The organism is Microbacterium sp. K2 (assembly GCF_051365005.1).
GTDB lineage: Bacteria > Actinomycetota > Actinomycetes > Actinomycetales > Microbacteriaceae > Microbacterium > Microbacterium foliorum_B.
This window is the reverse complement of the sequence record NZ_JBLWII010000007.1, coordinates 165,628-190,141: the sequence shown is the minus strand read 5'-3', so window position 1 is coordinate 190,141 and position 24,514 is coordinate 165,628. Positions and strand designations below refer to the sequence as shown.

The window sequence follows — 24,514 nt, the reverse complement described above, 5'->3', positions numbered from 1 at the left end:
ACGGGGCCGACCCGACGATAGGGTGGAATCCGTGACGGACAAGCCCGAACTCTCGACCACCGCCGGCAGGATCGCAGACCTCCGCGCTCGCTACAACGAAGCCGTTGTCGACGCTGAGAAGGTCGCGCAGGAGAAGCAGCACGCCAAGGGCAAGATGACCGCCCGCGAGCGCATCGAGCTGCTCGTCGACCCAGGGAGCTTCGTCGAGTTCGACGAGTACGTGCGGCACCGCACCACCTCGTTCGGCATGGATCGCAACCGCCCATACGGCGACTCGGTCGTCACCGGCGTCGGAACGATCCACGGGCGCACGGTGGCGGTGTACTCGCAGGACTTCACCACGTTCGGCGGCTCGCTGGGCGAGGTCTCAGGCGACAAGATCATCAAGATCATGGAGTTCGCACTGTCGGGCGGCATGCCGATCATCGGCATCCTCGATTCGGGCGGAGCCCGCATCCAGGAGGGTGTGCTCGCGCTCAGCAAGTACGGCGAGATCTTCCGACTGAACACGCGTTCGTCCGGCGTCATCCCGCAGATCTCACTCATCATGGGCCCGGCAGCCGGTGGCGCCGTGTACGGCCCGGCACTGACGGACTTCGTGATCATGGTCGACAAGACCAGCCAGATGTTCGTCACCGGCCCCGACGTCATCAAGACGGTCACCGGCGAGGACGTCGGCATGGAGGAGCTCGGAGGAGCCCTCACCCACAACACCCGCTCGGGCGTCGCCCACTACCTCGCTGAAGACGAGGATGACGCAATCGACTACGCCCGCACGCTGCTCGGGTTCCTCCCCGACAACAACATGGCGGAGATCCCGGCCTACGAGAGCGGCTTCGAGTGGGAGACGACGGATGCCGATCGCTCGCTGAACACGATCATCCCCGACTCCGCGAACCAGCCGTACGACATCCACACCGTCATCGAGCACGTCGTCGACGCGGGAGACTTCATCGAGGTCCAGCCGCTCTTCGCACCGAACATCGTGATCGGCTTCGGCCGCGTCGAGGGCCGGTCGGTCGGCATCATCGCCAACCAGCCATCGCAGATGGCGGGAACCCTGAACATCGAGGCGGGCGAGAAGGCCAGCCGGTTCGTGCGATTCTGCGACGCCTTCTCGATTCCGATCGTCACGCTCGTCGACGTGCCCGGGTACCTGCCGGGCACCGACCAGGAGTGGACCGGTGTGATCCGCCGCGGCGCGAAGCTCATCTACGCCTACGCCGAGGCGACGGTGCCGCTGGTCACCGTCATCCTCCGCAAGGCGTATGGCGGGGCCTACATCGTGATGGGCTCGAAGCAGCTCGGTGCGGATGTCAACCTCGCCTGGCCCACAGCGGAGATCGCCGTGATGGGCGGTCAGGGTGCGGTCAACATCCTCTACCGCGGCGAGATCAAGCGTGCGGAGGAGGCCGGCGAGGACGTCGCCGCCGTGCGCACCCGTCTCGCCAACGAGTACACCTACAGTGTGACCTCGCCGTTCCTCGCCGCCGAGCGCGGCGAGATCGACGGGATCATCGAACCGGCGAACACCCGGGTCTCGATCGCCAAGGCGCTCCGCGCCCTCCGCGGGAAGCGCGCCGAGCTGCCGCCCAAGAAGCACGGGAACATCCCGCTGTGACCGTACGTGCGACGCAGGACGCGGCGTCGGAGGACCACCCGCTGCCTACGATGGAGATCACCCGGGGTGTCGCGACCGAGGAGGAGCTCGCGGCTCTCATCGCGGTGGTGACCGACGCCTACACTCAGGAGGCTTCCGAGGCCGTGGCCGACGAGCCTCGCGTCTCGGCATGGGCTCGCACGCAGCGACCGCTGCGACGTCCGCTGCGGCGTGACATCCCGTGGGGGCGCTTCTCCGGCTGAGCTCGGCGGGCACGGAGTGCCTGCGAGACCCGGAGCCCCCCAGCTACCGGGCCACGCAGACGACCCTCCGATTGATGCGGGGCCGTCGCCCCTGGCACCTTGTCACCCCAGACGGCGCATCTCATCGATAGTACATCGATTGGAGTTATCCCTCCCAGGGCGTAACCGATATACCGGTATGCAAACTGACGGCGCGTTCAGTCTTCGAGGTACAGGTCCGACGCTCGGGGTGTGAGAACGGCGTCGAGCACGACACAGGCTGCGCCCACCGCGCCCACGTCGTCTCCCACGACAGCGCTGTCGACGGTCAATGTGCGAACCGCGCGAGTGGCGCTCCTCCGATGCAACGGCTCGGGGATCTCGCGCAGGTAGATGTCGGAGAGCGGCCCCCAGAACGGACCGCCGAGGACGACCCGATCGACGTCGAGCACGTTCGAGAGCACCGAGATCAGAACTGCCAGATGGCCGGCAGATCGACGCATCACCCCGAGCGCTGTCGTCTCGCCCGCCGACGCCCGCTCGCACAGCCGCATGAATCGCTTCTCGACCTCGTTCGCGGAGCCACCCTCAGGGTCGTCGTCGAACACCCCGGCCGCCTCCGCCTGCTCGACGATCGCCTGCGGCGTGCACATCACCTCGACACATCCGCGCGAGCCGCACGCGCACGCCGGCCCCTCCGGGTCGACCATGATGTGGCCGATCTCACCGAAGTTGTGGGTGCTGCCGGCGATCACGCCGCCATCGCGCGCCGCAGCTGCCCCCAGCCCCGTACCGAGGTACACGAACAGGAAAGAGCCTTCGTCTGTCGCATCGCCGGTCCACAACTCCCCCACCGCAGCTGCGGTGGTGTCCTTCTCCAGCGTGACCTCGAAGCCCGTCGCCGCCGCGAGCACCGATCGCAGCGGAACCCGATGCCATCCGTCGAGCTTCGGAGGGTCGATCACGGTGCCCTTCTCAGCGTCGAGCGGACCGGGAGCAGCGACGCCGACCCCGGCGACCAGGTCCCGATCGATGCCCGCTTCTCCGATCAGGATGTCGATCGTCTGCGCGATCGTCTCGACGATGCGGCTCGGGTCCGAATCCTGCGTGCGCACGACCCGCCGACCCACGACCTCACCGGTCATGTTCAGCAGCACGAACGTGATCACCGCCGGATCGAGATGCACGCCGACCGAGAAACGGCTCTCCGCCACCAGGCGCAGCGTGACCCGCGGTTTGCCCGGCCCGTTGATGGTGCGCCCGGCTTCGGCGATGAGTCCCTCATCGAGAAGACGGCGGGTGATGTTCGTGATCGTCTGCGCCGAGAGGCCCGTCGCCTCGACGAGTTCGATCCTGCTGAGTCCTTCACCGGACCGGCGGATGGCCTCGAGGATGACCGACTGATTGAAGTCGCCCATACGGGGGAGATTTGTTCCTCGACGCATTCCCATGCCCCATCTTCTCGCACCGGGGTGGAATCGTGTCCCCCAAAATACCTACAGACAACGACTTGAATAACGGTGAAACTGAGTAAGACGCTCAGCGTTCGGCTGGTCTCTCTGTCCCAGGGTAGATAGACGCAGACCGGCCACCAGCGGACGGTTTTCGGGTAACTTGTCCGCTTGGCGAGGGGCTGGCGGATTCGCCGCCCCTCGCCCACTCTGTCTGACCTCGACTCTGACCTCCTCCCCCGGCCAGAGCCGAGGGCAGGGGCCATGCGTCAGGCCTCTGGCGCGTCTCGTGGGATCTCGTGCCACACGTCGACGGCGTCGTCATCGCTCTGCCCGCCTGCACCTGCCCGCCCGACCACCGTCACCGCAGTGAGCGGATCCTGGGCCGCGCGGATGATCCACCGCTCCGCATCGGCGTCACGCAGCACTCGCGCGAGCTCGTCGCGGATCGTCGCGCGCCTCTCCTCGTCGACATCGGCCAGGCCGCCCTCATCGAAGACCGTGACGACGGCACCCCGGCGACGCGCGTCCTCGATCGCATCCCGCACCGCGTCGTTGAGCAGATCAGCACCGCGGAGCTCATCCCGGAGGCGCCCCTCGGCCAGACGCGCCTGCAGACGCTCCTCGTCGGAGAGCGAACCGCGAGATGCGACCGTGCGACTGAGCACGGGTCCCGCGACCGCGAGCGCGAACTGCGTGCGCAGGCGACGTTCCTTCTGGCGCACCTGCTGAGTCGCGTGCCACGCCGACACCGCCTGCTGGATCCCCGCGAGACGCTCGGTGTCGCGCACGGCTCTGTCCCAGAAGATCACCAGCAGGTGAGCGATCACGACCCACATGAGCGAGCCGACGAGACCGAGCGACAGAGCGACGAAGAATCCGAGATACGCCGACGATGTGACGAGGAGGACGGCCACCACCAGCCACCCGATCACGAACCGACGTCGCACGATGCACACCACGCCCATCAGACCGAGCGCGCCGATGTACCAGGTCGCGAACGGCGCCGTACGCGTGAGCGGATCGAGAGACAGCGTCACGAGTACCGGGATCAGGAGGCTCGAGATCAGGGTCGCCAACGCCGCCCAGAGAGGCATTCGCACGGAGATCGCCGAGTCCCACAGGATCGCGACATTGACGACGACGAGATACAGGGCGATCGCCGCGACCATCAGCAGCGGCGCGGAGGGCTGCTCGATCCACCAGACACCTCTGGCGGCGAAGTACATCGCGAAGCCGACGGCGAGCGAGGTCGCGACACTACGCACGGTGCGATTCATGGAAGCTCCCACCCCAGAGTCACAGTGGTGCCGAACTCGCTCGAGTCGATCTCTGCCGTGCCGGCCACTCCGGCCATGCGCGCGAAGATCGATGCTCTGATTCCGAGGCGGTCGGCACCGATGGCCCGAGGATCGAACCCGGGGCCGGTGTCCGAGATCGTCACGGTGATGCCCTCTTCGCCTCGGCCCTCCACGAGGATGTGCAGGCCGCGCCCGCCCGCGTGGGTGACGGCGTTGCCGAGCGCCTGTCTGGCGGCGAGCACGAGTGCTCTCGCAGCGCGTCCGGGGATCAGGCCGATCCCGCCTCGCTCCTCGACGATCGCATCCGCTCCGAGCTCCGAGAGCGCCCGCCGGAGCTCGACGACGATCTGCGCCGCGCCGACCGGCTCGTCACTCCCTTCCTGCGCGACAGCGGCCTCGGTGTTCGCCAGACGCGTCAGAGCCTCGCGGGCCATGCCCACGGCGAGGTCCTGCGCTCGTTCGCCTTCCGCACGCTCGGCGGCGATCAGTGCCGCGAGAACACTGTCGTGCATGAGGGCCGACATGGCCGCGCGCTCCTCCTCCGCCGCGGCTGCGGCCGCTGCCCCGGCGTACGAGGCGACCGCCCGTGCACGGGCCTCGTCGACGCCCGCGGCGACGGAACGGAACATCCACCCCAGCGCGATGATGACGAACCCGAGAATCAGGGTGAACGACACGTCGAAGGCCGTCGTCACCCAGAAGTCGCGCGAGAAGTCGCCCTCGACGAGACGGACGTAGCCGTAGACGAACGGCAGGCACAGGGCCCACGCGAACTGGAGCCAGAGCGGAAATGCGAGCATGGCGGCCACGACGCCGACGTTGACGAGGAAGAAGATCCACGGCTGGTCGGCCGCCTTGCCCACCGGGTCGACGAAACTCGGCCACGCACCGAGCGCGAGCGTGTAGACGATCGCGAACGCTCCCGACGCCGTCCTGACGCCACGACCGATGATGCACGCGATGAGCATCACGATCAGCGGGATGAAGACCACGAGCAGCATCGCGATGCGTGCGGTATCCGACGCCGATGTCGTCGTGATGCCCGCGATCAGGGCCTGCGCTCCGAGAACGCCCGATCCGATCGCGACGACAGTGGCGAGGATGCGCTCCATGCGCTTGCCGGTGAAGCGCTCGAACTCGGTCTCCACGCTGCCAGGAGACGGGATCTTGCTCCAGGCCTCGCGGATGCTGAGCGGATCAGCGGCCACTCGGTGCCCCGTCTGCGGCGACGATCCCATCCTCCATCGCGCGACGCAGAAGGTCGACCTTCGTCGGGGCCGGTCGACCGACCTCCACGTACTTGACCCGGATGCGAGTGATGTTCTCCTTCGCGGTCGAGTACGCGACGCCGAGTCGCTCGGCCACCGCCTTCAACGGCAGTCCGGCGGCGTACAACCGCAGAACCTCGCGCTCACGGGTCGACAGCTGGGCATCGGCGAAGTCGCGATCGCCGTCGACCGCACTCGCCCACTCGACGTTGTTGAGCGCCTCCCCCTGAGCGACGGTGCGGATGGCATCCAGCACGTCGTCGAGCGCCGAGGATTTGCTCACGACGCCCGCGGCTCCGGCCGCGAGCGCCTCGCGCACGGCTGCCGGGCGATCGGCGACGCTGTGGATCACGACGCTCGCGCCGTCCGCGACGAGCGATCGGACGTTCTCGGTCACCGTGGTGCCGTCGCCGAGCGTCAGGTCGAGCACCACCACATCGGCGGGCTGCGCTGACGTCGCCGACCTCCACTCGAGGTACGACACGACGGTGCTGCCGGAGAAGACGACGGTCTGCGCTCCGTCACGAGCGCACGCCGCCTCGAGACCGAGGCGGACGGATTCGTGATCGTCGATGAGTGCGACCCTGCTCATCCGCCCAGCCTACTGAGAAGTCGGCGTTCGCAGATCATCGGTCACCGCGTGAGCAGCGCGACGACCTCGAAGTGATGCGAGTGCGGGAACAGATCGAACCCGCGCAGAGTCCCCACGTTCCACCCGTGCTCGCGGAACGTGCCGAGGTCGCGGGCGAGGGCGACGGGGTCGCACGCGACATAGGCGATGGCTTCGGGGGCGAGCGTGTTCAGCGCGTCGACCACCGCGCGTCCTGCACCCGCGCGCGGAGGGTCGAGGACGACGGCTCCTGCGCGCGTACCCGCCGGGATTCCGGCGAGGTAGCGGTCGACTCTCGCCGTGACGGCGTTCACTGCGAGCGGTGCGAGGTTCTGCTGGGCGTGAGCGGTCGCGCGCCTGCTCGACTCGACCGTGACGATATCGGTGCCGCCGAGATCTGCGAGCGACGCGGCGAAGAGCCCGACGCCTCCGTAGAGATCGAAGTGCTTCTTCTCGGGGTCGACATGACCGTCGAGGATGCCGTAGACGGCGCCGTCGAGCACCGAGGCGGCACGCGGGTGCACCTGCCAGAATCCCCCGGCATCGACCTGGAAACGACGGTCGCCCACCTGCTCGTAGACGACCTCGGGTGCAGGTCGACGGTGCTGGCCCCGCGCCGGGCGCTCTGCGAGGCGGTCCCGACGGATGACCCGCACGTCACCGTCGCCGGGTTCGACGAGGTCGACGCTTCCGGCCTCGCCGCCGGCAAGGCGCAGCGCCGCCTGCGCGACCGCCGGGCGGGCGAGCGGATGAGAGTTCACCGGGATCACCCGGTGACTGCGTGCGGCGTAGGGTCCGACTCGGCCTTCGTCATCGACGTGCAGGGTGACCCTCGTGCGCCACCCCGTGCCGTCGGTCGAGTCGACGGCCTCGATCTCGGGGGCCTCGAGTCCGGGGCCGGCGAAGCGATCGAGCGCCTCGGTCAGCACCTGGCGCTTCAGCACGCGCTGCTGGGCGAGGTCGATGTGTCCGAGGTCGGCGCCACCCGGCCGATCCTCCGGGGCGCGCGAGACGTCGGCCTCCGCCCAGATGTGCGGCCGGCGGTGCGGCGACGCCTCGAGGACCTCGACCGTCTCGGCGCGCCAGAAGCTCTTCGAGTCACCGGTCGAATCCTCGCTCAGGCGCGCGCGGACCCGCTCACCGGGGATGGCGTCGGAGACGAACACGACCCGACCTTCGTGGCGGGCGATGAACGTGCCGCCGTGCGCGATGCCGGTGATGTCCAGATCGAGCAGGGCTGGGGAGGAAGTCATCCTTCGAGGATACGGTGGTGAACATGCGCGTCTGCCTCGCCTCCACTTCTCCCGCCCGCCTCATGCTGCTGCGTCAGGCCGGTATCGAACCGCTGACCCAGTCGCCGGGAGTGGATGAGGATGCCGTCGCCGCGGCCGCCGCAGCCGAACGGGGCGCCGACCTCGCGCCCGCCGACCTCGTGCTCCTGCTCGCTCGCGCCAAGGCCGCGGATGTCGCTCAGCGGCTCGCGGATGACGGGTCGTTCGACGGCATCGTGATCGGCGGAGACTCGATGTTCGAGCTCGGCGGCCGTGTCTACGGCAAGCCGTACACACCGGAGGAGGCGACGAGGCGGTGGAAGGAGATGCGCGGTGCCACCGGCATCCTGCACTCGGGACACTCCGTCTTCCGGGTCTCGCCCGGTGCTGCGCCGATCGAGGCCACCGCGACCGCGGAGGCTTCGGTGACGTTCGCCGATGACATCACGGATGCCGAGATCACCGCCTACGTCGCCTCCGGCGAGCCCCTGCTCGTCGCCGGCGCGTTCACGGTCGACAGCCTGGGCGGAGCCTTCATCACGCGCGTCGACGGAGACCCGTCGACGGTGGTCGGGATGTCACTGTCGACAGTGCGCCGCCTCGCCGCAGAACTCGGCGTGACCTGGACCGACCTCTGGTCGTAGAGTCTCGTCGACGTTTCTCCCACTTTCTTGTGGAGAGTCGTCAAAGAGAACGCCACCCTTCTCGCTAGGCTGGCAAGCATGCCTGATATCGCCAAGGTGCTCATCGCCAACCGCGGCGAGATCGCCGTCCGCATCATCCGTGCCGCTCGTGACTCGGGGATCGCCTCCGTCGCCGTGTACGCCGACCAGGATCGCGACGCTCTGCACACCCGCCTCGCCGACGAGGCCTACGCCCTCGGCGGAGCCACGAGCGCCGAGACCTACCTGCAGATCGAGAAGATCCTCTCGATCGCCCGCCGCGCCGGCGCAGATGCCGTGCACCCCGGGTACGGCTTCCTCGCGGAGAACGCCGAGTTCGCCCGCGCCGTCATCGGCGCAGGCATGACCTGGATCGGCCCGTCCCCCGAGGCCATCGAGGCGCTCGGAGACAAGGTCACCGCCCGTCACGTCGCCGAGAAGGTGGGCGCACCCCTCGCTCCGGGCACTCCCGGCCCGGTCGCCGGAGCGGACGAGGTCATCGCGTTCGCCCAGGAGTTCGGCCTGCCGATCGCGATCAAGGCCGCGTACGGCGGTGGAGGCAGAGGCCTCAAGGTCGCCCGCGAGCTCGACGAGGTCGCCGAGCTGTTCGAGTCCGCCACTCGCGAGGCCGTCGCGGCCTTCGGCCGCGGCGAGTGCTTCGTCGAGAAGTACCTCGACAAGCCCCGCCACGTCGAGACCCAGTGCCTGGCCGATGCCGAGGGCAACGTCGTCGTGATCTCGACGCGTGACTGCTCGTTGCAGCGCCGCCACCAGAAACTCGTCGAGGAGGCACCGGCTCCGTTCCTCACGGACGAGCAGAACGACCTGCTCTACTCGGCATCCAAGGCCATCCTCAAGGAGGTCGGCTACGTGGGTGCCGGCACCTGCGAGTTCCTGATCGGCGCCGACGGCACCGTGTCGTTCCTCGAGGTCAACACCCGCCTGCAGGTCGAGCACCCCGTCTCCGAAGAGGTCACCGGCATCGACCTGGTGCGGGAGCAGTTCCGCATCGCCGCCGGCGGCATCATCGACTACGACGACCCGAAGCCGACCGGACACTCGATCGAGTTCCGGATCAACGGCGAAGACCCCGGTCGCGGGTTCCTCCCCCAGCCGGGCCCCATCCACGTCTTCAAGACCTTCGGCGGCCCCGGCATCCGACTCGACTCCGGCGTCACCGCCGGCGACTCGGTCTCGGGTGCGTTCGACTCGCTGCTCGCGAAGATCATCGTCACGGGCAAGGACCGCGCCGAGGCTCTCGAGCGGTCGCGCCGCGCTCTCGACGAGTTCGAGGTCGCCGGCCTGCCGACCGTGATCCCCTTCCACCGCAAGGTCGTGAACGACCCGGCCTTCACGGCCGAGAACGGCGAGTTCGGCGTCTTCACCCGCTGGATCGAGACCGAGTTCGTGAACGACATCCCCGCGTGGGATGGCGAGCTGGAGTCGCCCGCGGCATCGGAGAACCGCCACACCGTGGTCGTCGAGGTCGGCGGCAAGCGCCTCGAGGTCAGTCTTCCCGACCGCGTCGCGGTGGCTGCAGGCACCGCCGGACGACCGGCCGCCGTGCCGCCGTCGCGTCGCAGCCACGCCACCTCGGTCAGCGCCGGTGCTTCCGGCGACGCGGTGAAGTCACCCATGCAGGCCACCGTCGTCAAGATCGCCGTCGAGGAGGGGCAGCAGGTCGTCAAGGGCGACCTCGTCGTCGTCCTCGAGGCGATGAAGATGGAGCAGCCGCTGCAGGCCCACAAGGACGGCACGATCGCCAACATCAGCGCGGTCGCCGGTGCGACGGTCTCGGCCGGGCACCAGCTGCTCACGATCAGCTGATCGCGTAGGAACGTCGAAGGCCCCCGCCGCGAGGCGGGGGCCTTCGTCATTCCTTCAGTCCGCAGGCGCGGAGGCGCACCACTCGTCGAACATCCGCTGCCCTGCCGAGGTGCCGAGAGCAGCGCGTGCCGCCGGCGAATCGTGGAACTCGCGCAACGCCGACCAGACGACCTGCGGGTGCGTCCTCAGCATCGCCGGGGCGACGGTGACCGTGACGGGAACGCGCATCCCGTCGGATGCGGTCACGCGACGCGGATCCACGCGGAGTCTGATGAGCGGGAGCTCGTCCATGCCGCGCCGGGGCTCGGTCGTGTCCGGCTCCACGCGGCGGATCGCGCTCCACGGCACGTACAGGGTCTCGGTGGCACGCATCAGGAGCACCCCGTCGAGGCCGATGCCCAGCCCCATCGGTCGACGGCCGAAGGAATCGGAGCGGTATTGCGTGATCGCCGCGCGCACGGCCGTGTAGACGAACAGCGCGGCGGTCGCCGCGAGCACCGCCACCCCGAGGAAGGCCTCGGGTCGGCCGGCCAGCCCGATTCCGACCGCCACGATCGTCGCGGCCGTGAGCACGATGGCCCACACGACACACAGCGTCAGGGTGACGACGCCCGGCCGCCGCTCCGGCACGAAGTGCACTCGTGCATCAGGGCTCCCTATCCGCCCGTGCGCCAGCGTCGCTGAGTCGACCAGACGCGCACGCCCTTCGGCGAAAGGGGGGCGCGCAGCGACGGCGAGGGCTGTGAGACCGAACAGCGCGACGAACGCCCCCGACCACAGCGGCCCGGCGGCACCGCCCGAGAATCCGATCATGGCGGCCGCGGCGGCGAAGAGGACCACGCCGAGCCAGAGCATGCCGGTGTTGCGTCGGGGGCGACGTCCACCCCACTTCGCCGGCCACTCCTGCATCGGTGAAGACGCGCTCGTATCCGTCACTGCGCCCTGGGTGCTACGAGATCTTCGCGTTGACGAGGTGCATCGCCCGGCTCGCGTCGGTGATGCTGCTCGACAGCGACGGGTACGCCGCGAACACGCGCGAGACCTGGTCGACCGTGAGGCGACGCTCGACAGCGACGGCGATCGGGTAGATCAGCTCGGATGCCTTCGGTCCGACGATCACGCCGCCGATCACGGTGCCGGAGCCCTTGCGGGCGATGAGCTTCACGAAGCCGTCCTTGATGCCCATCATCTTCGCCCGCGGGTTCGCGGCGAGGGGCAGCTTGTAGACGAGACCGTCAGCCACACCGTCTTCGACGTCCTTCTCGGAGTAGCCGACCGTCGCGATCTCGGGAGCGGTGAAGATGTTGGACGTGATCTTGATCAGCTCGAGCGGGATCACGATGTCGCCCAGCGCATGGAAGACGGCCGTACGGCCCTGCATGGATGCGACGGAGGCCAGCGGGAAGAAGTTCGTGCAGTCTCCGACGGCGTAGACGTTGGGCACCGAGGTGCGCGCCACGCGGTTGACGCGGACGTGTCCGCTCTCGTCGAGTTCGACTCCCGCATCCTCGAGGCCGATGCCCGCGGTGTTGGGGATCGATCCGACGGCCATGAGGCAGTGGCTGCCGTCGACCGTGCGCCCGTCAGACAGCGTCGCCGTCACGCCGTCCTTCGTGACCTCGACCTTCTCGGCGCGAGCCTTGGAGAGCACCGTCATGCCACCGCGCTTGAAGACCTTCTCGAGCACGCGCGCGGCATCCTGGTCCTCCCCCGGCAGCACCTGGTCACGGCTGGACACCAGGGTGACCTTGGCGCCGAGGTTCATGTAGGCGGAGGCGAACTCCGCACCGGTCACCCCGGAGCCGACGACGATGAGGTGCTCCGGAAGCGCCTTCATGTCGTACAACTGCGTCCAGGTGAGGATGCGCTTGCCGTCGGGCTTGGCCGAATCCAGCTCGCGCGGCGAAGCACCCACCGCCACGATGATCGTGTCGGCCTCGATGCGGTCGAAGTCCGTGCCGCCGTGACCGGTGGAGACGATGATCGCGTTCGGCCCCTCGAGGCGCCCGTGCCCGGACAGGATGCGCACGCCGGCTTCGAGCAGCGCCGATCGCATGTCTTCGGACTGCTGGCCGGCGAGAGCGATGAGGCGCTTGTTCACGGCGGCGAGGTTGATGGCGATCTCGGGCTTCAGCGGCTTGCCGTGCTCGCCCTTCGCATAGAACTGGACACCCAGGTCGGATGCCTCCGAAATCGCGATGGCCGCATCGGCCGTGGCGATCAGGCTCTTCGAGGGCACGACGTCGGTGAGGACCGCCGCGCCGCCGACGCCCACGCGCTCGACCAGGGTCACCTCGGCTCCGAGCTGGGCGGCGGCGAGTGCCGCCTCGTAGCCGCCGGGACCGCCGCCGAGCACGGCGACGCGCTGAGTGCGCTCAAAAGGGGTGGAAGACATGATCTCCATTCTTCCGCAATCCTGGCCCCCGAGCCTGCACCTTCCTAGAGTGGATCCATGTCCGAAACACACAGCAACCCCCTCGACGAACCGAACGCGAACCCGTTCGAGATCGCAGCCGCCGCAGCCGCCGACATCGCGCGCCTGACCGGAGTCGAGAAGCACGACATCGCCCTCACCCTCGGCAGCGGCTGGGGCAAGGCCGCCGACATCATCGGCGAGACCACAGCGACCATCCCCGCCACCGAGGTCACCGGCTTCTCGAAGCCCGCTCTCGAAGGGCACGTCGGCACTCTGCGCAGCATCCGCACCCCCGATGGCAAGAACGTGCTCGTCATCGGTGCCCGCACCCACTACTACGAGGGCCACGGCGTGCGCCGGGTCGTGCATTCCGTGCGCACCGCCGCGGCGACGGGCGCCGAGATCATGGTGCTCACGAACGGCGCCGGAGGCGTCCGCGAGACCTGGACCCCCGGCCAGCCGGTGCTGATCAGCGACCACATCAACCTCACCGCCGACTCGCCCCTCGAGGGCGCGACCTTCATCGACCTCACGGACCTCTACTCCCAGCGCCTGCGTGACATCGCCCGCGGCGTCGATCCCTCGCTCGATGAGGGCGTATACACGCAGTTCCGCGGCCCGCACTACGAGACGCCCGCCGAGGTGCAGATGGCGAAGCACATCGGCGGCCACATCGTCGGCATGTCCACGGCCCTCGAGGCGATCGCCGCACGCGAGGCCGGCATGGAGATCCTCGGATTCTCGCTCATCACCAACCTCGCGGCCGGCATCCAGAAGACGCCGCTCAGCCACGCCGAGGTCATCGAGGCCGGCCGCGAGGCGGAGCCGGTGATCTCGGCCCTGCTGGCACGAGTGGTCGAGGCGCTGTGAACGACGAGCGCCTCGCGCAGGCGCGCGCCTGGATGAGACAGGACCCGGATCACGAGACCCGCGACGAACTGGCCGCGGTCATCACGAGAGCGGCGGCCGGTGACGAGGCGGCTGCCTCCGACCTCGACGACCGCTTCAGCACGAGGCTCGCGTTCGGCACGGCAGGGCTCCGCGGGGCGCTCGGGGCCGGCAGCAACCGCATGAACCGTGTGCTCGTCGCGCAGGCGGCCGCGGGCTTCGCCTCTTACCTGCGCGAGAAGTCGCGCGGCGGCACGCCGACGGTCGTGGTCGGCTATGACGGACGCCGCAACTCCCGAGTGTTCGCGACCGACTCCGCCGAGCTGTTCGCCGGGGCCGGTCTCCGCGCGATCCTGCTTCCGCGGCTGCTGCCGACGCCGGTGCTCGCCTTCGCGGTGCGCCACCTGGGAGCGGATGCCGGTGTCATGGTCACGGCGTCGCACAACCCGCCGAACGACAACGGCTACAAGGTCTACCTGGGCGGCGCCGACCAGGGTTCGCAGATCGTCGCACCCGCCGACGCCGAGATCGCCGCGCACATCCAGCGGATCGCCGACGCGGATGACGTCTCGGCACTGTCTCGCTCCACCGACTACGAGACGGCGGGTGAGGACGTCGTCGAGGCGTACGTGGCCGCGACAGCCGCGATCGCTCCGGCGCCTGCGGGCGCATCGGACCTGCGGTGGGTCTACACCGCGATGCACGGGGTCGGCTGGGAGACACTGTCGAAGATCGTGTCGGCCGCCGGATATCCGCAGCCCATGGTCGTCGAGGAGCAGCTGAAGCCCGACGCGACGTTCCGCACCGTGTCGTTCCCCAACCCGGAGGAGCCGGGGGCGATGGACCTGTCGTTCGCTCGGGCGCGTCGGGTGCAGGCGGACTTCATCATCGCGAACGATCCGGATGCCGACCGCCTCGCCGTGGCCATCCCGGATGCGTCGTCGGAGAACGGATGGCGACGCCTCACCGGCAACGAGGTCGGGCTGCTGCTCGGCGCTCGAGCCGCGAGGGCGGCCGCGGGCACTCCCGGCGCCTCGCTGGCGTGCTCGCTCGTGTCCTCCCCCGGCCTCGGCGCGGTCGCCGCGCACCACGGGCTCGACTTCCACGAGACGCTGACGGGCTTCAAGTGGATCTCGCGGGCCCCCGGCATCGTGTTCGGATTCGAGGAGGCCCTCGGCTACCTCGTGAACCCCGAGACCGTGCGCGACAAGGACGGCATCTCGGCCGCCGTGGCGGTTCTCGGTCTCGCGGCCGAAGCCCACGAGCGGGGCAAGTCGATGGCCGACCTGCTGTCGGAGCTGGGCGACACCTACGGCCACTTCGCCAGCGGACAGGTGTCGGTTCGCGTCGACGACCTCTCGGTCATCGGCAGTGTGATGCTGTCGCTGCGCACCCTCCCGCCGCAGCAGCTCGGCGGCCACGTCATCGCCTCTGCGGAGGATCTGCTGCACGCCGACGAGGGTCGGCCGTCGGGCGACGTGCTGCGCTACCGGCTCGCAGACGGCTCGCGCATCATCGTGCGTCCGAGCGGCACCGAGCCGAAGCTCAAGGTCTACATCGACGCCACCGCCGACTCCGCGGAGCGGGCCAGTGCGACGGTCGGCGAGCTCGAGGCCGCGGTGCGTGTGCTCCTGGAAGAACGCTCGTAGGCCGCATGCCGAGAAGACATGTCGTGATCAGCGCCCATAACGGGGTGCACGCGCGCCCCGTCGCCGAGCTCGTCAGGCTCGTGCAGGCGCACCCGCACGCCGTGACTCTGAGCACGTCGTCGGGCGCGGTCGTGGACCTCAGCAGCGTTCTCGCGCTGATGGACCTCGCACTCGCGCCCGGCGACGCGGTGGTGCTCGAGACTGCGGAGTCGGCGGATGCCGAATCGGTCCTCGAGACTCTGGCCGGCGTGCTGGATCCTCGGACCTGAAGCTGCCGTCAGCCGTCGATGACGGCGACGAGCTCGTCGAGGAACGCCTCGAAGGTCGTTCCTCGACGGAGTATCCGCTGCACGCTCTCTCGTTCGCTGAACACCTCGACGAGCTGCTCGAACACGGTCTGGAACGCGGCGCGGTCGCTCTCGCTGAAGGCGGCGAGGGCGACCACCTGCACTCGCCCCTCCCCCCAGGCCGCCGAACCGTCGGCGACGCCGATCGCGATCGCGGTGCGCGTCGCCGTCATCTGGAGCGCGTGCGGCACCGCGAGGGCATCGGTGAACGCCGTCGACGACATCCGTTCGCGGAGGATCGTGTTGTCGACGTAGTCGTCGCCGATGAGACCGGCATCCACGAGCAGCCCGCCCAGTCGTCGGATGATCGCCTCCTCGCCCTCATCGGGCAGCGGGTAGACGAAAGCATCGGCGACGAAATAGCGCGCGAGCTCGGCACGGAGTCTGGTCAGGCGTCTGCCGCGTCTGACGCGCGCTGCAGCCTGCTGGATCCGATCGACATCCGCATCCGTGAGGAACGGCTGGATGCGCACGAAGCGATCGCCCGCCGCCCCCGGTTCGATCGTGCTGAGCACCAGATCGGTGTCGAACGACGACCAATCCGGGTCGACCTTGGTGATGACGCTGGTCACCTCGATCGCCGATCCCAGCGAGCGGTCGACGCTCGAGCGCAGCAGCTCGTGCAGCTCGTAGTAGCCGGGACACACGATGGTCGCGGTGAGGATCGACTCGGCCTTGCGGCTGCGCTCGATCCGGCCGCCGACGTGCATGGCGATGTACGCGATCTCGTCGTCGTGGATCGGCGTGCCGAGTCGGTCGTGCAGTCCACTGGCTATCGAGACGGCGACCTCGAAGATCATCGGATACGAGGTCTTGAGCGAGCGGGTGAGCGGGTTGCGGGTCAGCGCGCTCTCCTCGGCTCGACGCATCAGATTCTGCACGTGCAGGGCGAGGCGCAGCACGAAGGTCTCGTCGACCAGATCGACCTGGAAGTCCTCCGCCGCCCTCGCGATCTCGGCCCGGACGGCGGTCTCGACCCGCGGGTCCACACCGCTGCGGGCGACGTCACCCGCGGCATCCTCTCCCGGGGCCACGATGCGGGTGAGCACGAGGGAGGCGAGATGGCCGCTGTCGCCGTCTCCGAGCGTGACCGAGAAGTGCTGCTGGGCGAGGCGGGCGATCACGGCGCCGACCCGCGGGATCTCCTCACGTGCACCGGCGGGCCCCGACTCGAGCGCGTGCCCTGCGGCGACCCGCTCGGCGGCGATGGCGATGTGCAGAAGGACGTCGGAGATCGCGAGCTCGTTGACGTAGTAGCCCTGCTCGCCGAGTTCGCGCACCAGCTCGGACTTGAAGGGTCCGACGGCATCCGCGGCGATGACCCCTCCGGCGAGCGCGCGGCGGAACGTCTCGGGGTGGAACGACGCGGCGTCCATCTCGTCGTGCGCCAGCCGCGACAGCAGGCGCCGCTGTGCCGCCTCGTTGCCGCGGAGCCGCACGATCTCCCGGTCTCTCTCGAGGGTGAGGTCGGTGCCGTCGAGCAGCGTGCGCACGCGGGCGAGGTCAGCCTCGAGAGTGGCTTCGCTCACGTGCAGCGCATCGGCCGTCGCGAAGACGTCGACGCCGTCCGGCACATCGAGCAGGGTGCGCACGAGACCGTGCAGGCGGTCGCGCGGAGCGGAATCCCCACTCTGCCGGGCGCGCAGCGCGTTGCGAGCCCCCGACCCTGCGCGGTACCCGGCGGGGCCCGACTCGACGGCATCCGCGGCTCCGGTCCTGGCGTTCAGGGCGGCGACGTACGAGCGGATGCTGCGCGGGGTGACGCCGAGCTGGTCGGCGAGATTCGCCGCCGTCACCCACTTCTCCTGTCGGAGCAGGGACGACAGGAGCTGGTCCTGGCGCTGTCGCGACATGATGCTCCCTCCTCCGTGCCGACTGCACTGTCCTGACGTGACTTCCATGATGTCAGGAAGCAGGGTGCCCCGCTCCGAAACAGATGTTCCGCAGGGGCGGAAAGGAACCTGTTGGCGACCGCACCCCGCCTCTTCCCAGACTGTTCTCAGGAAAGGTGAGCATCGATGAAGATCCTCGTGGTGTGCGGCGCCGGTGCGTCGAGCACGTTCGTCGCGCAACGACTCCGCCGGGCGGCCTCCGAGGCCGGCCTCGACTGGGACGCCGCAGCCGGCATGGAGCACTCCGTCGCCGGCAGCGACCACGACCTGATCCTCGTCGGTCCTCATCTCGCCGATCGCCTCGAAGCGATCCGCCAGGCCGCCCCCGCTCAGGTGGCCGTGCTCCCCGACGACGTCTTCGCCGACCGCGACGGCACCCGCACGCTGGCGCTGGCGCGGTCGATCGTCGCCGACGCCAGGAACACCCCGAAAGGAACATCATGACCGTCTCTCGCACCGTCCGCATCGGCTCATCCCATGGACTCCACGCCCGTCCGGCGAAGCTGTTCGCGCAGGCGGCGAAGGACTCGGGTATCCCTGTGACCATCGCGAAGGACTCGGGCAAGGCGGTCAACGCGGCCAGCATCCTCGGCGTCATCGCGCTCGCGATCGAACACGGGGACTACGTCACGCTGACGGCCGAGGGCGACAGCGCCGAAGGCGTGCTCGACACGCTCACCGAGCTGCTCACGACCGACCATGACCAGGACGCCGGCGCGTGAGCGAGCTCAGAGGAGTCGGTATCGGTCTCGGAGTCGCCCAGGGCGTCGTCGTCCGGATGACCGAGCCGCTGCCCGCTCCCGAGAACACCCCCAGCACCCAGGGTGTCGACACCGAGCGCGCACGGGTGCGTGAGGCCGTCGCCGCAGTCGCGCAAGAGCTCACCGCACGCGGTGAGGCGGCCGGCGGCTCGGCGCAGGAGGTGCTCGAAGCGCAGGCGATGATCGCCGAGGACCCGACGCTGCAGGACGAGGTCGACACGCGCATCGACGACGGTGCGACCGCCGAATGGGCCGTGCACGACGCGTTCGCGGGCTTCCGCGCGACGCTCGAAGCCGTCGGGGGCTACCTCGGGGAGCGTGCAGCCGACCTCGATGACATCGCCCAGCGGGTGCTCGCCCGCCTTCGCGGCGTCGATGCGCCAGGGGTTCCCGACCCGGGGCATCCGTTCGTCCTGGTCGCCCGCGACCTCGCCCCGGCGGACACCGCGCTGCTGAACCTCGATCAGGTGCTGGCTCTGGTCACGTTCGACGGCGGACCCACCTCGCACACGGCGATCCTCGCCCGCGAGAAGGGCATCGTCGCGATCGTCGGCGCGGCATCCGCATCCGACCTCGTCACCGGCAGCCAGGTCATCGTCGATGCCGCCGCCGGGATCGTGACCGTCGATCCTTCCGACGACGAGAAGACGCGCGCCGAACAGCGCGCAGCCGCCCGCCGCTCGGCGGACGCCGCACCGCTTACCCCCGGCGCCCTCGCCGACGGCACTCGGATCCCGCTGCTGGCGAATCTGGGGAAACCTGCAGACGCATCCGATGCCGTCGAACGCGGGGCCGAGGGCGTCGGGCTGTTCCGCACCGAGTTCCTGTTCCTCTCTTCGGCGCAGGCACCGACGGTGCAGCAGCAGCGCGAGTCGTATCGGGAGCTGCTTGCCGCCTTCCCCGGCCAGAAGGTCGTCGTGCGGATGCTGGATGCCGGGGCCGACAAGCCTCTGGCGTTCCTCAACGACGCGCACGAGGAGAACCCCGCGCTCGGTCTGCGCGGACTGCGCGCGCTCCGAGCGAGCGAGGACATCCTGCGCGAGCAGCTGACCGCGCTGGCAGAGGCGGATGCCGCCACCGAGGCCGACCTGTGGGTCATGGCGCCCATGGTCGCGACCGTCGAGGAGACCGAGTACTTCACCTCGCTCGCCCGCGAGTACGGCCTCAAGACCGCCGGCGTCATGGTCGAGATCCCGTCCAGCGCCCTGCTCGCCGACCGGATCCTCGCGCACGCGGACTTCGCCTCGATCGGCACCAACGACCTCACGCAGTACACGATGGCGGCGGACCGGATGCTCGGCTCGGTCGCCGCGTTCCAGGACCCCTGGCACCCCGCCGTGCTCCGACTCGTGCGCGAGGTGGGCGCAGCAGGCGCTCGCCTCGGCAAGCCGGTCGGGATCTGCGGCGAGGCTGCCGCTGACCCGATGCTCGCCGTCGTGCTCGTGGGGCTCGGCGCGACGAGTCTCTCGATGGCGCCGTCGGCCCTCGCGGACGTGCGGCACACCCTGTCGCAGCACACTCTCGACGAAGCCCGCAACTTCGCCGAACTCGCACTGGCGGCGGACGACGCCGCCGGTGCTCGCCTCGCCGTGGCTGACGAAGCGGCAACCCTTCCCCCTCACCAGAAAGAGACGACATCATGACGACGACGTCACCCGCCGCCACGAAGGCAGGCGGCCTCCGAACGGGCGTGCAGCGCTTCGGCACGTTCCTCTCGGGCATGATCATGCCCAACATCGCCGCGTTCATCGCGTGGGGATTCATCACGATGCTGTTCATCCCTGCCGGGTTCTTCGGTGTCGACAGTCCGTTCGGCTGGCACTGGTACCCGGTCGCCGAGCTCGTGGGCGGTGGCGGCGATTCGGCCATCATCGGCTGGCAGGGGGCCATGACCGCCGTGGCCGAGGGTGCCGACGGCAACTTCTTCGGCTACGTGGGCCTGGTCGGCCCGATGGTCACCTACCTGCTGCCCCTGCTGATCGCCAACACCGCCGGCCGCATGGTCTACGGCGAGCGCGGTGGAGTCGTGGCGACGATCGCGACGATGGGTGTCATCGTCGGCACGAACATCCCGATGTTCCTCGGCGCGATGATCATGGGACCGCTCGCAGCCTGGATCACCAAGCAGATGGACCGGCTGTGGGACGGCAAGATCCGCCCCGGCTTCGAGATGCTGGTGAACAACTTCTCCGCCGGTATCCTCGGCATGCTCCTCGCGATCCTCGGCTTCTTCGCCTTCGGTCCCGTGATGCTCGGCATCAGTGCGGTCCTCGGCGGTGCGGTCGACTGGCTGGTCGCGCTGAACCTGCTCCCGCTCGTCTCGATCATCGTCGAGCCGGCGAAGGTGCTGTTCCTCAACAACGCCATCAACCACGGCGTGTTCACCCCGCTCGGCATCGAGCAGGCCACAGAGACCGGCAAGTCGATCCTGTTCCTCATCGAGGCGAACCCCGGCCCCGGCCTCGGTCTGCTGCTCGCGTTCACCTTCTTCGGTGTCGGCGTCGCGAAGGCATCCGCACCCGGTGCGGCGATCATCCAGTTCTTCGGTGGCATCCACGAGATCTACTTCCCGTACGCCCTCAGCAAGCCGACCACGATCCTCGCTCTGATCGCGGGTGGCGCAGCCGGTGTGACCACGAACATGGTGCTCGGCGGAGGCCTGGCGTTCCCGGCAGCTCCCGGCAGCATCATCGCCGTGACCGCCGCAGCAATCGGCCCGGGCGTCGGCAATCTGCTGGTCGTGTACCTGTCGGTCGTCATCGCCGCCGTCGTCACGTTCCTCATCACCGGAGTCATCCTGCGCGCCTCGCGCAAGCGCGACCTCGAGGCCGAGGGAGACAGCTTCGGCGACGCGATCGCACAGACCGAGGCGAACAAGGGCAAGTCCTCCTCCGCGATGGACGCCCTGCGTGCCTCGTCGGGCGCGGGTGCGGCCGGGGCAGCCGCCGGTGCAGGTGCTGGTGTCGCCACCGACCGCCGCATCGAGAACATCGTGTTCGCCTGCGACGCCGGAATGGGCTCGTCGGCCATGGGCGCGAGCGTGCTGCGCAACAAGTTCAAGAAGGCAGGGGTCGACGGCGTCACCGTCACGAACCAGGCCATCGCGAACCTCGACGGCACCGCCGACCTGGTCATCACGCAGCAGCAGCTGACCGACCGGGCGCAGGCGCAGTCGCCGAACTCGATCCACGTGTCGGTCGACAACTTCATGAACTCTCCGAAGTATGAAGAGGTCGTCGAGATGGTGCGCGAGCAGCGCGACTCCGACGCGTGACAGACCGGGCGGGGCGGATGCCACGGCATCCGCCCCGCCCCCACATTCTCAGAAAGAAGGAATCACCATGAGCGTTCTCACCCTCGACCAGGTCCGCATCCACGCAGGCTCCAGCACTCAGCAGGAGGCTCTGCAGGAGGCGACCGACATCCTCGTGTCCGTCGGCGCCGTCACTCCCGCCTACGTCGACGCGATGCGTCAGCGCGAGGAGACCGTGTCGACCTACATGGGCAACGGTCTGGCGATTCCGCACGGCACGAACGACACCAAGGATGCGATCCTCGCCTCGGGTCTCTCGGTCGTGCGCTACGACGGCGGCGTCGACTGGGCCGGTGAACCCGCGACCTTCGTGATCGGCATCGCCGGACGCGGCGACGAGCACCTCGAGATCCTCTCGCAGATCGCGATCCTGTTCTCGGATGACGACGACGTCGCGAAGCTCAACGCCGCACAGACCCCCGACGAGCTGTACGCCCTGCTCTCGGCGGTGAACGACTGATGAAGGCCGTCCACTTCGGTGCTGGCAACATCGGCCGAGGCTTCGTCGGACTGCTGCTGCACGAGGGCGGCTACGAGGTCGTGTTCTCCGACGTCGCCGACGCCCTGGTCGACGCGATCAACGCCGTCGACTCCTACACCGTGCACGAGGCCGGCCCCGGCGGCACCGACCACGTGGTCACGGGCTTCCGCGCGGTGAACAGCAAGACCGATCCGGATGCCGTCGCCGACGAGGTCGCGACCGCCGATGTGGTCACGACGGCCGTCGGACCGACGGTGCTGCGCTTCGTGGCTCCGACGATCGTCGCGGGCCTCGCCCGCCGCTCGGCCGGCGCGGCCCCGCTGCAGGTCATGGCGTGCGAGAACGCGATCGGCGCGACCGACACCCTCCGTGTCGAGATCGCGAAAGCGGCGGGAGTGGATGCCGACGAGCTGCTCTCCCGCGCGGTGTTCGCGAACACCGCGGTCGACCGCATCGTGCCCGGGCAGCCCGCAGACGGCGGAGTGGACGTCACCGTCGAGCCGTACTTCGAGTGGGCGATCGAGTCGGAGGCCTTCGGCGGCGCACTGCCGAAGATCCCCGGAGCGCACTTCGTCGAGAACCTCGCGCCCTACATCGAGCGCAAGCTCTTCACGGTGAACACCGGTCACGCCGCGACGGCGTACTTCGGCGCTCGTGCCGGGATCGAGCGCATCTCGGATGCACTGGCGGATCCCGACATCGCCGCTCGCGTGTCCGCCACCCTCGAGGAGACCTCCGCGGTCCTGGTCGCCGAACACGGCCTCGACCCCGCCGAGCTCGCGCAGTATCGCTCGACGATCCTCGAGCGGTTCCGCAACCCCGCACTCGTCGACACCGTGCAGCGCGTCGGGCGTCAGCCGCTGCGCAAGATCTCGCGGCACGAACGCTTCATCGGGCCCGCGGCGATGGCCGCCGAGCGAGGGCTGTCGACCATCGCCCTGGTCGGCGCCGTGACCGCCGCGTTGGAGTTCGAAGCGCCCGACGACGAGCAGGCAGTCGAGATGCAGGATGCCCTGCGCACTGACGACGCTCTCGCCTTCACCGTGCGCACGACGGGGTTGGATCCCGAGCACCCGCTGTTCCCTGCGGTGCTCGACGCCGTGATCTCGCGTCAGACGGCTCTGAACGCCTCCTGAGCGCCGCAGCACGCATCACCTGCGCCCTCTGCCGATACGATCGGCGGAGGGCGCAGGTGCGTGCACAGCGAGGTGCGGGAGCAGCATGAACAGATACGCCGTCATCGGCGCAGGGCCGTCAGGGCTCGCTGCCGCCCGCGCGCTCACGCGGCGCGGAATCGGCATCGACGGGTACGAGGCCTCGGCAGGGGTCGGCGGTCTCTGGGACATCGAGAACCCGCGCAGCACCATGTACGAGTCGGCGCATCTGATCTCGTCACGCACCACCACCGAGTTCACCGAGTTCCCTCTGCGATCGACGGTCGACTACCCGGGGCATAGCGTGCTGCGGCAGTACTTCCGCGACTACGCCGACCATTTCGGGCTCACCGGCCGCTTCCGGTTCGAGACGAGGGTCACCCGCCTCGAACCGCGCGAGGGCGGCTGGGACCTCACCAGCGACGGCCCCGAAGGCGAGCACACCCGGTGGTACGCCGGCGTCGTGCTCGCGAACGGCACTCTGGCCGAGCCGAACATCCCCGCTTTCGCGGGCACCTTCACCGGCGAGCTGATGCACACGAGCGCCTACAGGTCACCCGACCGACTCGCCGGCAAGCGCGTGCTCCTGATCGGCGCGGGCAACTCGGGCTGCGACATCGCGGTGGATGCCGTGCATCACGCCGCGTCGGTCGACATGAGCGTGCGTCGCGGCTACTACTTCGTGCCGCGCTATCTCTTCGGTCGGCCGAGCGACACGCTCAACCAGGGCCGTCCGCTGCCCGCGCGCATCAAGCAGGCCGTCGACAGTCGCGTGCTGCGGGCGTTCACCGGCGATCCGGTGCGGTTCGGGTTCCCGAAGCCCGACTATCGCATCTACGAATCCCATCCGATCGTGAACACGATGATCCTCAACCACCTCGGCCAAGGTGACCTGCGCATCCGCCCGGACGTCGACCGGTTCGACGGGTCGACCGTGCGGTTCCGCGACGGCACGGCCGACGACTACGACCTCGTGCTGCTCGCGACCGGCTACACGCTCGACTATCCGTTCGTCGACCGCACGCACCTGCACTGGCGCGGCGCGGCTCCTCGGCTGTTCCTGAACATCTTCCCCGCCTCGTTCAACGGCCTCTACGTGATGGGCATGATCGAAGCGTCCGGGATCGGATGGCAGGGGCGCTACGAGCAGGCCGACCTGCTGGCGACCTACCTCGACGCCGCCGAGCACGCTCCGGCCACCGCGACGCGGTTCCGTGACCGGGTGACCTCGGAGCCGTGGCCCGATCTCACCGGCGGTTATCGCTACCTCGGAATCGACCGCATGGCCTACTACGTCAACAAGGACGCCTACCGAGGCGCCGTCCGCCGAGAGAAGCTGACTCTGGAGAACCCGACGGGGCGACGTCCGTGATGTCTCGCG

General features: G+C 69.1%; 22 protein-coding genes. 14 read left to right on the top strand and 8 right to left on the bottom strand.

Translation table 11 applies throughout. From position 1 onward, the window contains the following. Positions 1-31: 31 nt before the first annotated feature. On the top strand, positions 32-1,621 hold the full coding sequence (locus ACLKOY_RS17455; protein WP_375137374.1) for an acyl-CoA carboxylase subunit beta: 1,590 nt from the start codon (positions 32-34) through the stop codon (positions 1,619-1,621). Further along, positions 1,618-1,863: an acyl-CoA carboxylase subunit epsilon gene (locus tag ACLKOY_RS17450; RefSeq protein ID WP_436454735.1), complete on the top strand. Its 246-nt coding sequence runs from the start codon at positions 1,618-1,620 to the stop codon at positions 1,861-1,863. Before ACLKOY_RS17455 ends, ACLKOY_RS17450 begins: the two co-directional genes overlap by 4 nt. 197 nt (positions 1,864-2,060) lie before the next feature. Here the strand turns inward: ACLKOY_RS17450 and ACLKOY_RS17445 are convergent, their stop codons facing one another. The 5 genes from ACLKOY_RS17445 to ACLKOY_RS17425 form a co-directional block, all read right to left on the bottom strand. After that, positions 2,061-3,260: an ROK family transcriptional regulator gene (locus tag ACLKOY_RS17445; protein WP_436454734.1), complete on the bottom strand. Its 1,200-nt coding sequence runs from the start codon at positions 3,258-3,260 to the stop codon at positions 2,061-2,063. A gap of 302 nt (positions 3,261-3,562) precedes the next feature. Beyond that, a complete protein-coding gene (locus ACLKOY_RS17440) occupies positions 3,563-4,573 on the bottom strand; it encodes a hypothetical protein (protein ID WP_436454733.1) in 1,011 nt (336 codons plus the stop codon). Next, entirely contained in the window at positions 4,570-5,802 is a 1,233-nt protein-coding gene (locus ACLKOY_RS17435) for an ATP-binding protein (protein WP_363576000.1), read from the bottom strand. Before ACLKOY_RS17435 ends, ACLKOY_RS17440 begins: the two co-directional genes overlap by 4 nt. Then, positions 5,792-6,454, bottom strand: a complete 663-nt coding sequence (locus tag ACLKOY_RS17430; RefSeq protein WP_140037550.1) for a response regulator transcription factor — start codon at positions 6,452-6,454, stop codon at positions 5,792-5,794. Before ACLKOY_RS17430 ends, ACLKOY_RS17435 begins: the two co-directional genes overlap by 11 nt. Before the next feature lie 41 nt (positions 6,455-6,495). After that, complete coding sequence (locus ACLKOY_RS17425) at positions 6,496-7,725, bottom strand: class I SAM-dependent RNA methyltransferase (RefSeq protein ID WP_436454732.1); 1,230 nt, start codon at positions 7,723-7,725, stop codon at positions 6,496-6,498. Between the two features lie 23 nt (positions 7,726-7,748). On the opposite strand from ACLKOY_RS17425, the gene ACLKOY_RS17420 reads away from it, so the two are divergent. Together ACLKOY_RS17420 and ACLKOY_RS17415 are read left to right on the top strand one after the other, a co-directional pair. After that, positions 7,749-8,387 carry a Maf family protein gene (locus ACLKOY_RS17420; protein WP_436454791.1) on the top strand — a complete coding sequence of 213 codons (639 nt, stop codon included), beginning with the start codon at positions 7,749-7,751 and terminating at the stop codon, positions 8,385-8,387. 78 nt (positions 8,388-8,465) lie between these two features. Beyond that, a complete protein-coding gene (locus tag ACLKOY_RS17415; RefSeq protein ID WP_436454731.1) occupies positions 8,466-10,232 on the top strand; it encodes an acetyl/propionyl/methylcrotonyl-CoA carboxylase subunit alpha in 1,767 nt (588 codons plus the stop codon). A gap of 54 nt (positions 10,233-10,286) precedes the next feature. On the opposite strand, the gene ACLKOY_RS17410 is transcribed toward ACLKOY_RS17415, so the two are convergent. Next, positions 10,287-11,168 carry a hypothetical protein gene (locus tag ACLKOY_RS17410; RefSeq protein WP_436454730.1) on the bottom strand — a complete coding sequence of 294 codons (882 nt, stop codon included), beginning with the start codon at positions 11,166-11,168 and terminating at the stop codon, positions 10,287-10,289. 13 nt (positions 11,169-11,181) lie between these two features. Continuing rightward, complete coding sequence (locus ACLKOY_RS17405) at positions 11,182-12,636, bottom strand: NAD(P)H-quinone dehydrogenase (RefSeq protein ID WP_194285947.1); 1,455 nt, start codon at positions 12,634-12,636, stop codon at positions 11,182-11,184. 48 nt (positions 12,637-12,684) lie between these two features. On the opposite strand from ACLKOY_RS17405, the gene ACLKOY_RS17400 reads away from it, so the two are divergent. The 3 genes from ACLKOY_RS17400 to ACLKOY_RS17390 are packed head-to-tail and all read left to right on the top strand — an operon-like array spanning position 12,685 to position 15,454. After that, positions 12,685-13,518, top strand: coding sequence for a purine-nucleoside phosphorylase (locus tag ACLKOY_RS17400; protein ID WP_436454729.1), 834 nt, complete (start codon positions 12,685-12,687; stop codon positions 13,516-13,518). After that, a complete protein-coding gene (locus ACLKOY_RS17395; RefSeq protein ID WP_436454728.1) occupies positions 13,515-15,185 on the top strand; it encodes a phospho-sugar mutase in 1,671 nt (556 codons plus the stop codon). The genes ACLKOY_RS17400 and ACLKOY_RS17395 overlap by 4 nt, the downstream gene beginning before the upstream one ends. A gap of 5 nt (positions 15,186-15,190) precedes the next feature. Beyond that, positions 15,191-15,454 carry an HPr family phosphocarrier protein gene (locus ACLKOY_RS17390; protein ID WP_436454727.1) on the top strand — a complete coding sequence of 88 codons (264 nt, stop codon included), beginning with the start codon at positions 15,191-15,193 and terminating at the stop codon, positions 15,452-15,454. Positions 15,455-15,462: 8 nt separating this feature from the next. Here ACLKOY_RS17390 and ACLKOY_RS17385 read toward each other — a convergent pair whose 3' ends face one another. Beyond that, positions 15,463-17,385, bottom strand: a complete 1,923-nt coding sequence (locus tag ACLKOY_RS17385; RefSeq protein ID WP_436454726.1) for a BglG family transcription antiterminator — start codon at positions 17,383-17,385, stop codon at positions 15,463-15,465. Positions 17,386-17,550: 165 nt separating this feature from the next. Between ACLKOY_RS17385 and ACLKOY_RS17380 the strand changes: the two genes are divergently transcribed. The 7 genes from ACLKOY_RS17380 (at position 17,551) to ACLKOY_RS17350 (ending at position 24,505) form a co-directional block, all read left to right on the top strand. Further along, complete coding sequence (locus tag ACLKOY_RS17380) at positions 17,551-17,868, top strand: PTS sugar transporter subunit IIB (protein WP_436454725.1); 318 nt, start codon at positions 17,551-17,553, stop codon at positions 17,866-17,868. Further along, positions 17,865-18,146 carry an HPr family phosphocarrier protein gene (locus ACLKOY_RS17375; protein ID WP_042536481.1) on the top strand — a complete coding sequence of 94 codons (282 nt, stop codon included), beginning with the start codon at positions 17,865-17,867 and terminating at the stop codon, positions 18,144-18,146. Before ACLKOY_RS17380 ends, ACLKOY_RS17375 begins: the two co-directional genes overlap by 4 nt. Before the next feature lie 56 nt (positions 18,147-18,202). Continuing rightward, on the top strand, positions 18,203-19,828 hold the full coding sequence (gene ptsP, locus ACLKOY_RS17370; RefSeq protein ID WP_436454790.1) for a phosphoenolpyruvate--protein phosphotransferase: 1,626 nt from the start codon (positions 18,203-18,205) through the stop codon (positions 19,826-19,828). Further along, positions 19,825-21,459: a PTS mannitol transporter subunit IICB gene (locus tag ACLKOY_RS17365; protein ID WP_436454724.1), complete on the top strand. Its 1,635-nt coding sequence runs from the start codon at positions 19,825-19,827 to the stop codon at positions 21,457-21,459. Before ptsP ends, ACLKOY_RS17365 begins: the two co-directional genes overlap by 4 nt. Before the next feature lie 67 nt (positions 21,460-21,526). After that, positions 21,527-21,958: a PTS sugar transporter subunit IIA gene (locus ACLKOY_RS17360; protein ID WP_363575281.1), complete on the top strand. Its 432-nt coding sequence runs from the start codon at positions 21,527-21,529 to the stop codon at positions 21,956-21,958. After that, the gene (locus tag ACLKOY_RS17355; RefSeq protein WP_436454723.1) at positions 21,958-23,115 is read left to right on the top strand and encodes a mannitol-1-phosphate 5-dehydrogenase; all 1,158 of its coding nucleotides are present in this window, start codon (positions 21,958-21,960) and stop codon (positions 23,113-23,115) included. Before ACLKOY_RS17360 ends, ACLKOY_RS17355 begins: the two co-directional genes overlap by 1 nt. An 85-nt stretch (positions 23,116-23,200) precedes the next feature. Beyond that, positions 23,201-24,505, top strand: coding sequence for a flavin-containing monooxygenase (locus ACLKOY_RS17350; protein ID WP_436454721.1), 1,305 nt, complete (start codon positions 23,201-23,203; stop codon positions 24,503-24,505). The last annotated feature ends 9 nt before the right edge of the window (positions 24,506-24,514 follow it).

What these genes read in the sequence shown, in the direction of transcription:
- ACLKOY_RS17425 (WP_436454732.1), bottom strand. Translation starts at nt 7,725, where the DNA reads ATGACTTCCTCCCCAGCCCTGCTCGATCTGGACATCACCGGCATCGCG.
- ACLKOY_RS17405 (WP_194285947.1), bottom strand. Translation starts at nt 12,636, where the DNA reads ATGGAGATCATGTCTTCCACCCCTTTTGAGCGCACTCAGCGCGTCGCC.
- ACLKOY_RS17400 (WP_436454729.1), top strand. Translation starts at nt 12,685, where the DNA reads ATGTCCGAAACACACAGCAACCCCCTCGACGAACCGAACGCGAACCCG.
- ptsP (WP_436454790.1), top strand. Translation starts at nt 18,203, where the DNA reads ATGACCGAGCCGCTGCCCGCTCCCGAGAACACCCCCAGCACCCAGGGT.
- ACLKOY_RS17365 (WP_436454724.1), top strand. Translation starts at nt 19,825, where the DNA reads ATGACGACGACGTCACCCGCCGCCACGAAGGCAGGCGGCCTCCGAACG.
- ACLKOY_RS17420 (WP_436454791.1), top strand. Translation starts at nt 7,749, where the DNA reads ATGCGCGTCTGCCTCGCCTCCACTTCTCCCGCCCGCCTCATGCTGCTG.
- ACLKOY_RS17355 (WP_436454723.1), top strand. Translation starts at nt 21,958, where the DNA reads ATGAAGGCCGTCCACTTCGGTGCTGGCAACATCGGCCGAGGCTTCGTC.
- ACLKOY_RS17350 (WP_436454721.1), top strand. Translation starts at nt 23,201, where the DNA reads ATGAACAGATACGCCGTCATCGGCGCAGGGCCGTCAGGGCTCGCTGCC.
- ACLKOY_RS17360 (WP_363575281.1), top strand. Translation starts at nt 21,527, where the DNA reads ATGAGCGTTCTCACCCTCGACCAGGTCCGCATCCACGCAGGCTCCAGC.
- ACLKOY_RS17440 (WP_436454733.1), bottom strand. Translation starts at nt 4,573, where the DNA reads ATGAATCGCACCGTGCGTAGTGTCGCGACCTCGCTCGCCGTCGGCTTC.
- ACLKOY_RS17375 (WP_042536481.1), top strand. Translation starts at nt 17,865, where the DNA reads ATGACCGTCTCTCGCACCGTCCGCATCGGCTCATCCCATGGACTCCAC.
- ACLKOY_RS17445 (WP_436454734.1), bottom strand. Translation starts at nt 3,260, where the DNA reads ATGGGCGACTTCAATCAGTCGGTCATCCTCGAGGCCATCCGCCGGTCC.
- ACLKOY_RS17390 (WP_436454727.1), top strand. Translation starts at nt 15,191, where the DNA reads ATGCCGAGAAGACATGTCGTGATCAGCGCCCATAACGGGGTGCACGCG.
- ACLKOY_RS17430 (WP_140037550.1), bottom strand. Translation starts at nt 6,454, where the DNA reads ATGAGCAGGGTCGCACTCATCGACGATCACGAATCCGTCCGCCTCGGT.
- ACLKOY_RS17385 (WP_436454726.1), bottom strand. Translation starts at nt 17,385, where the DNA reads ATGTCGCGACAGCGCCAGGACCAGCTCCTGTCGTCCCTGCTCCGACAG.
- ACLKOY_RS17415 (WP_436454731.1), top strand. Translation starts at nt 8,466, where the DNA reads ATGCCTGATATCGCCAAGGTGCTCATCGCCAACCGCGGCGAGATCGCC.
- ACLKOY_RS17380 (WP_436454725.1), top strand. Translation starts at nt 17,551, where the DNA reads ATGAAGATCCTCGTGGTGTGCGGCGCCGGTGCGTCGAGCACGTTCGTC.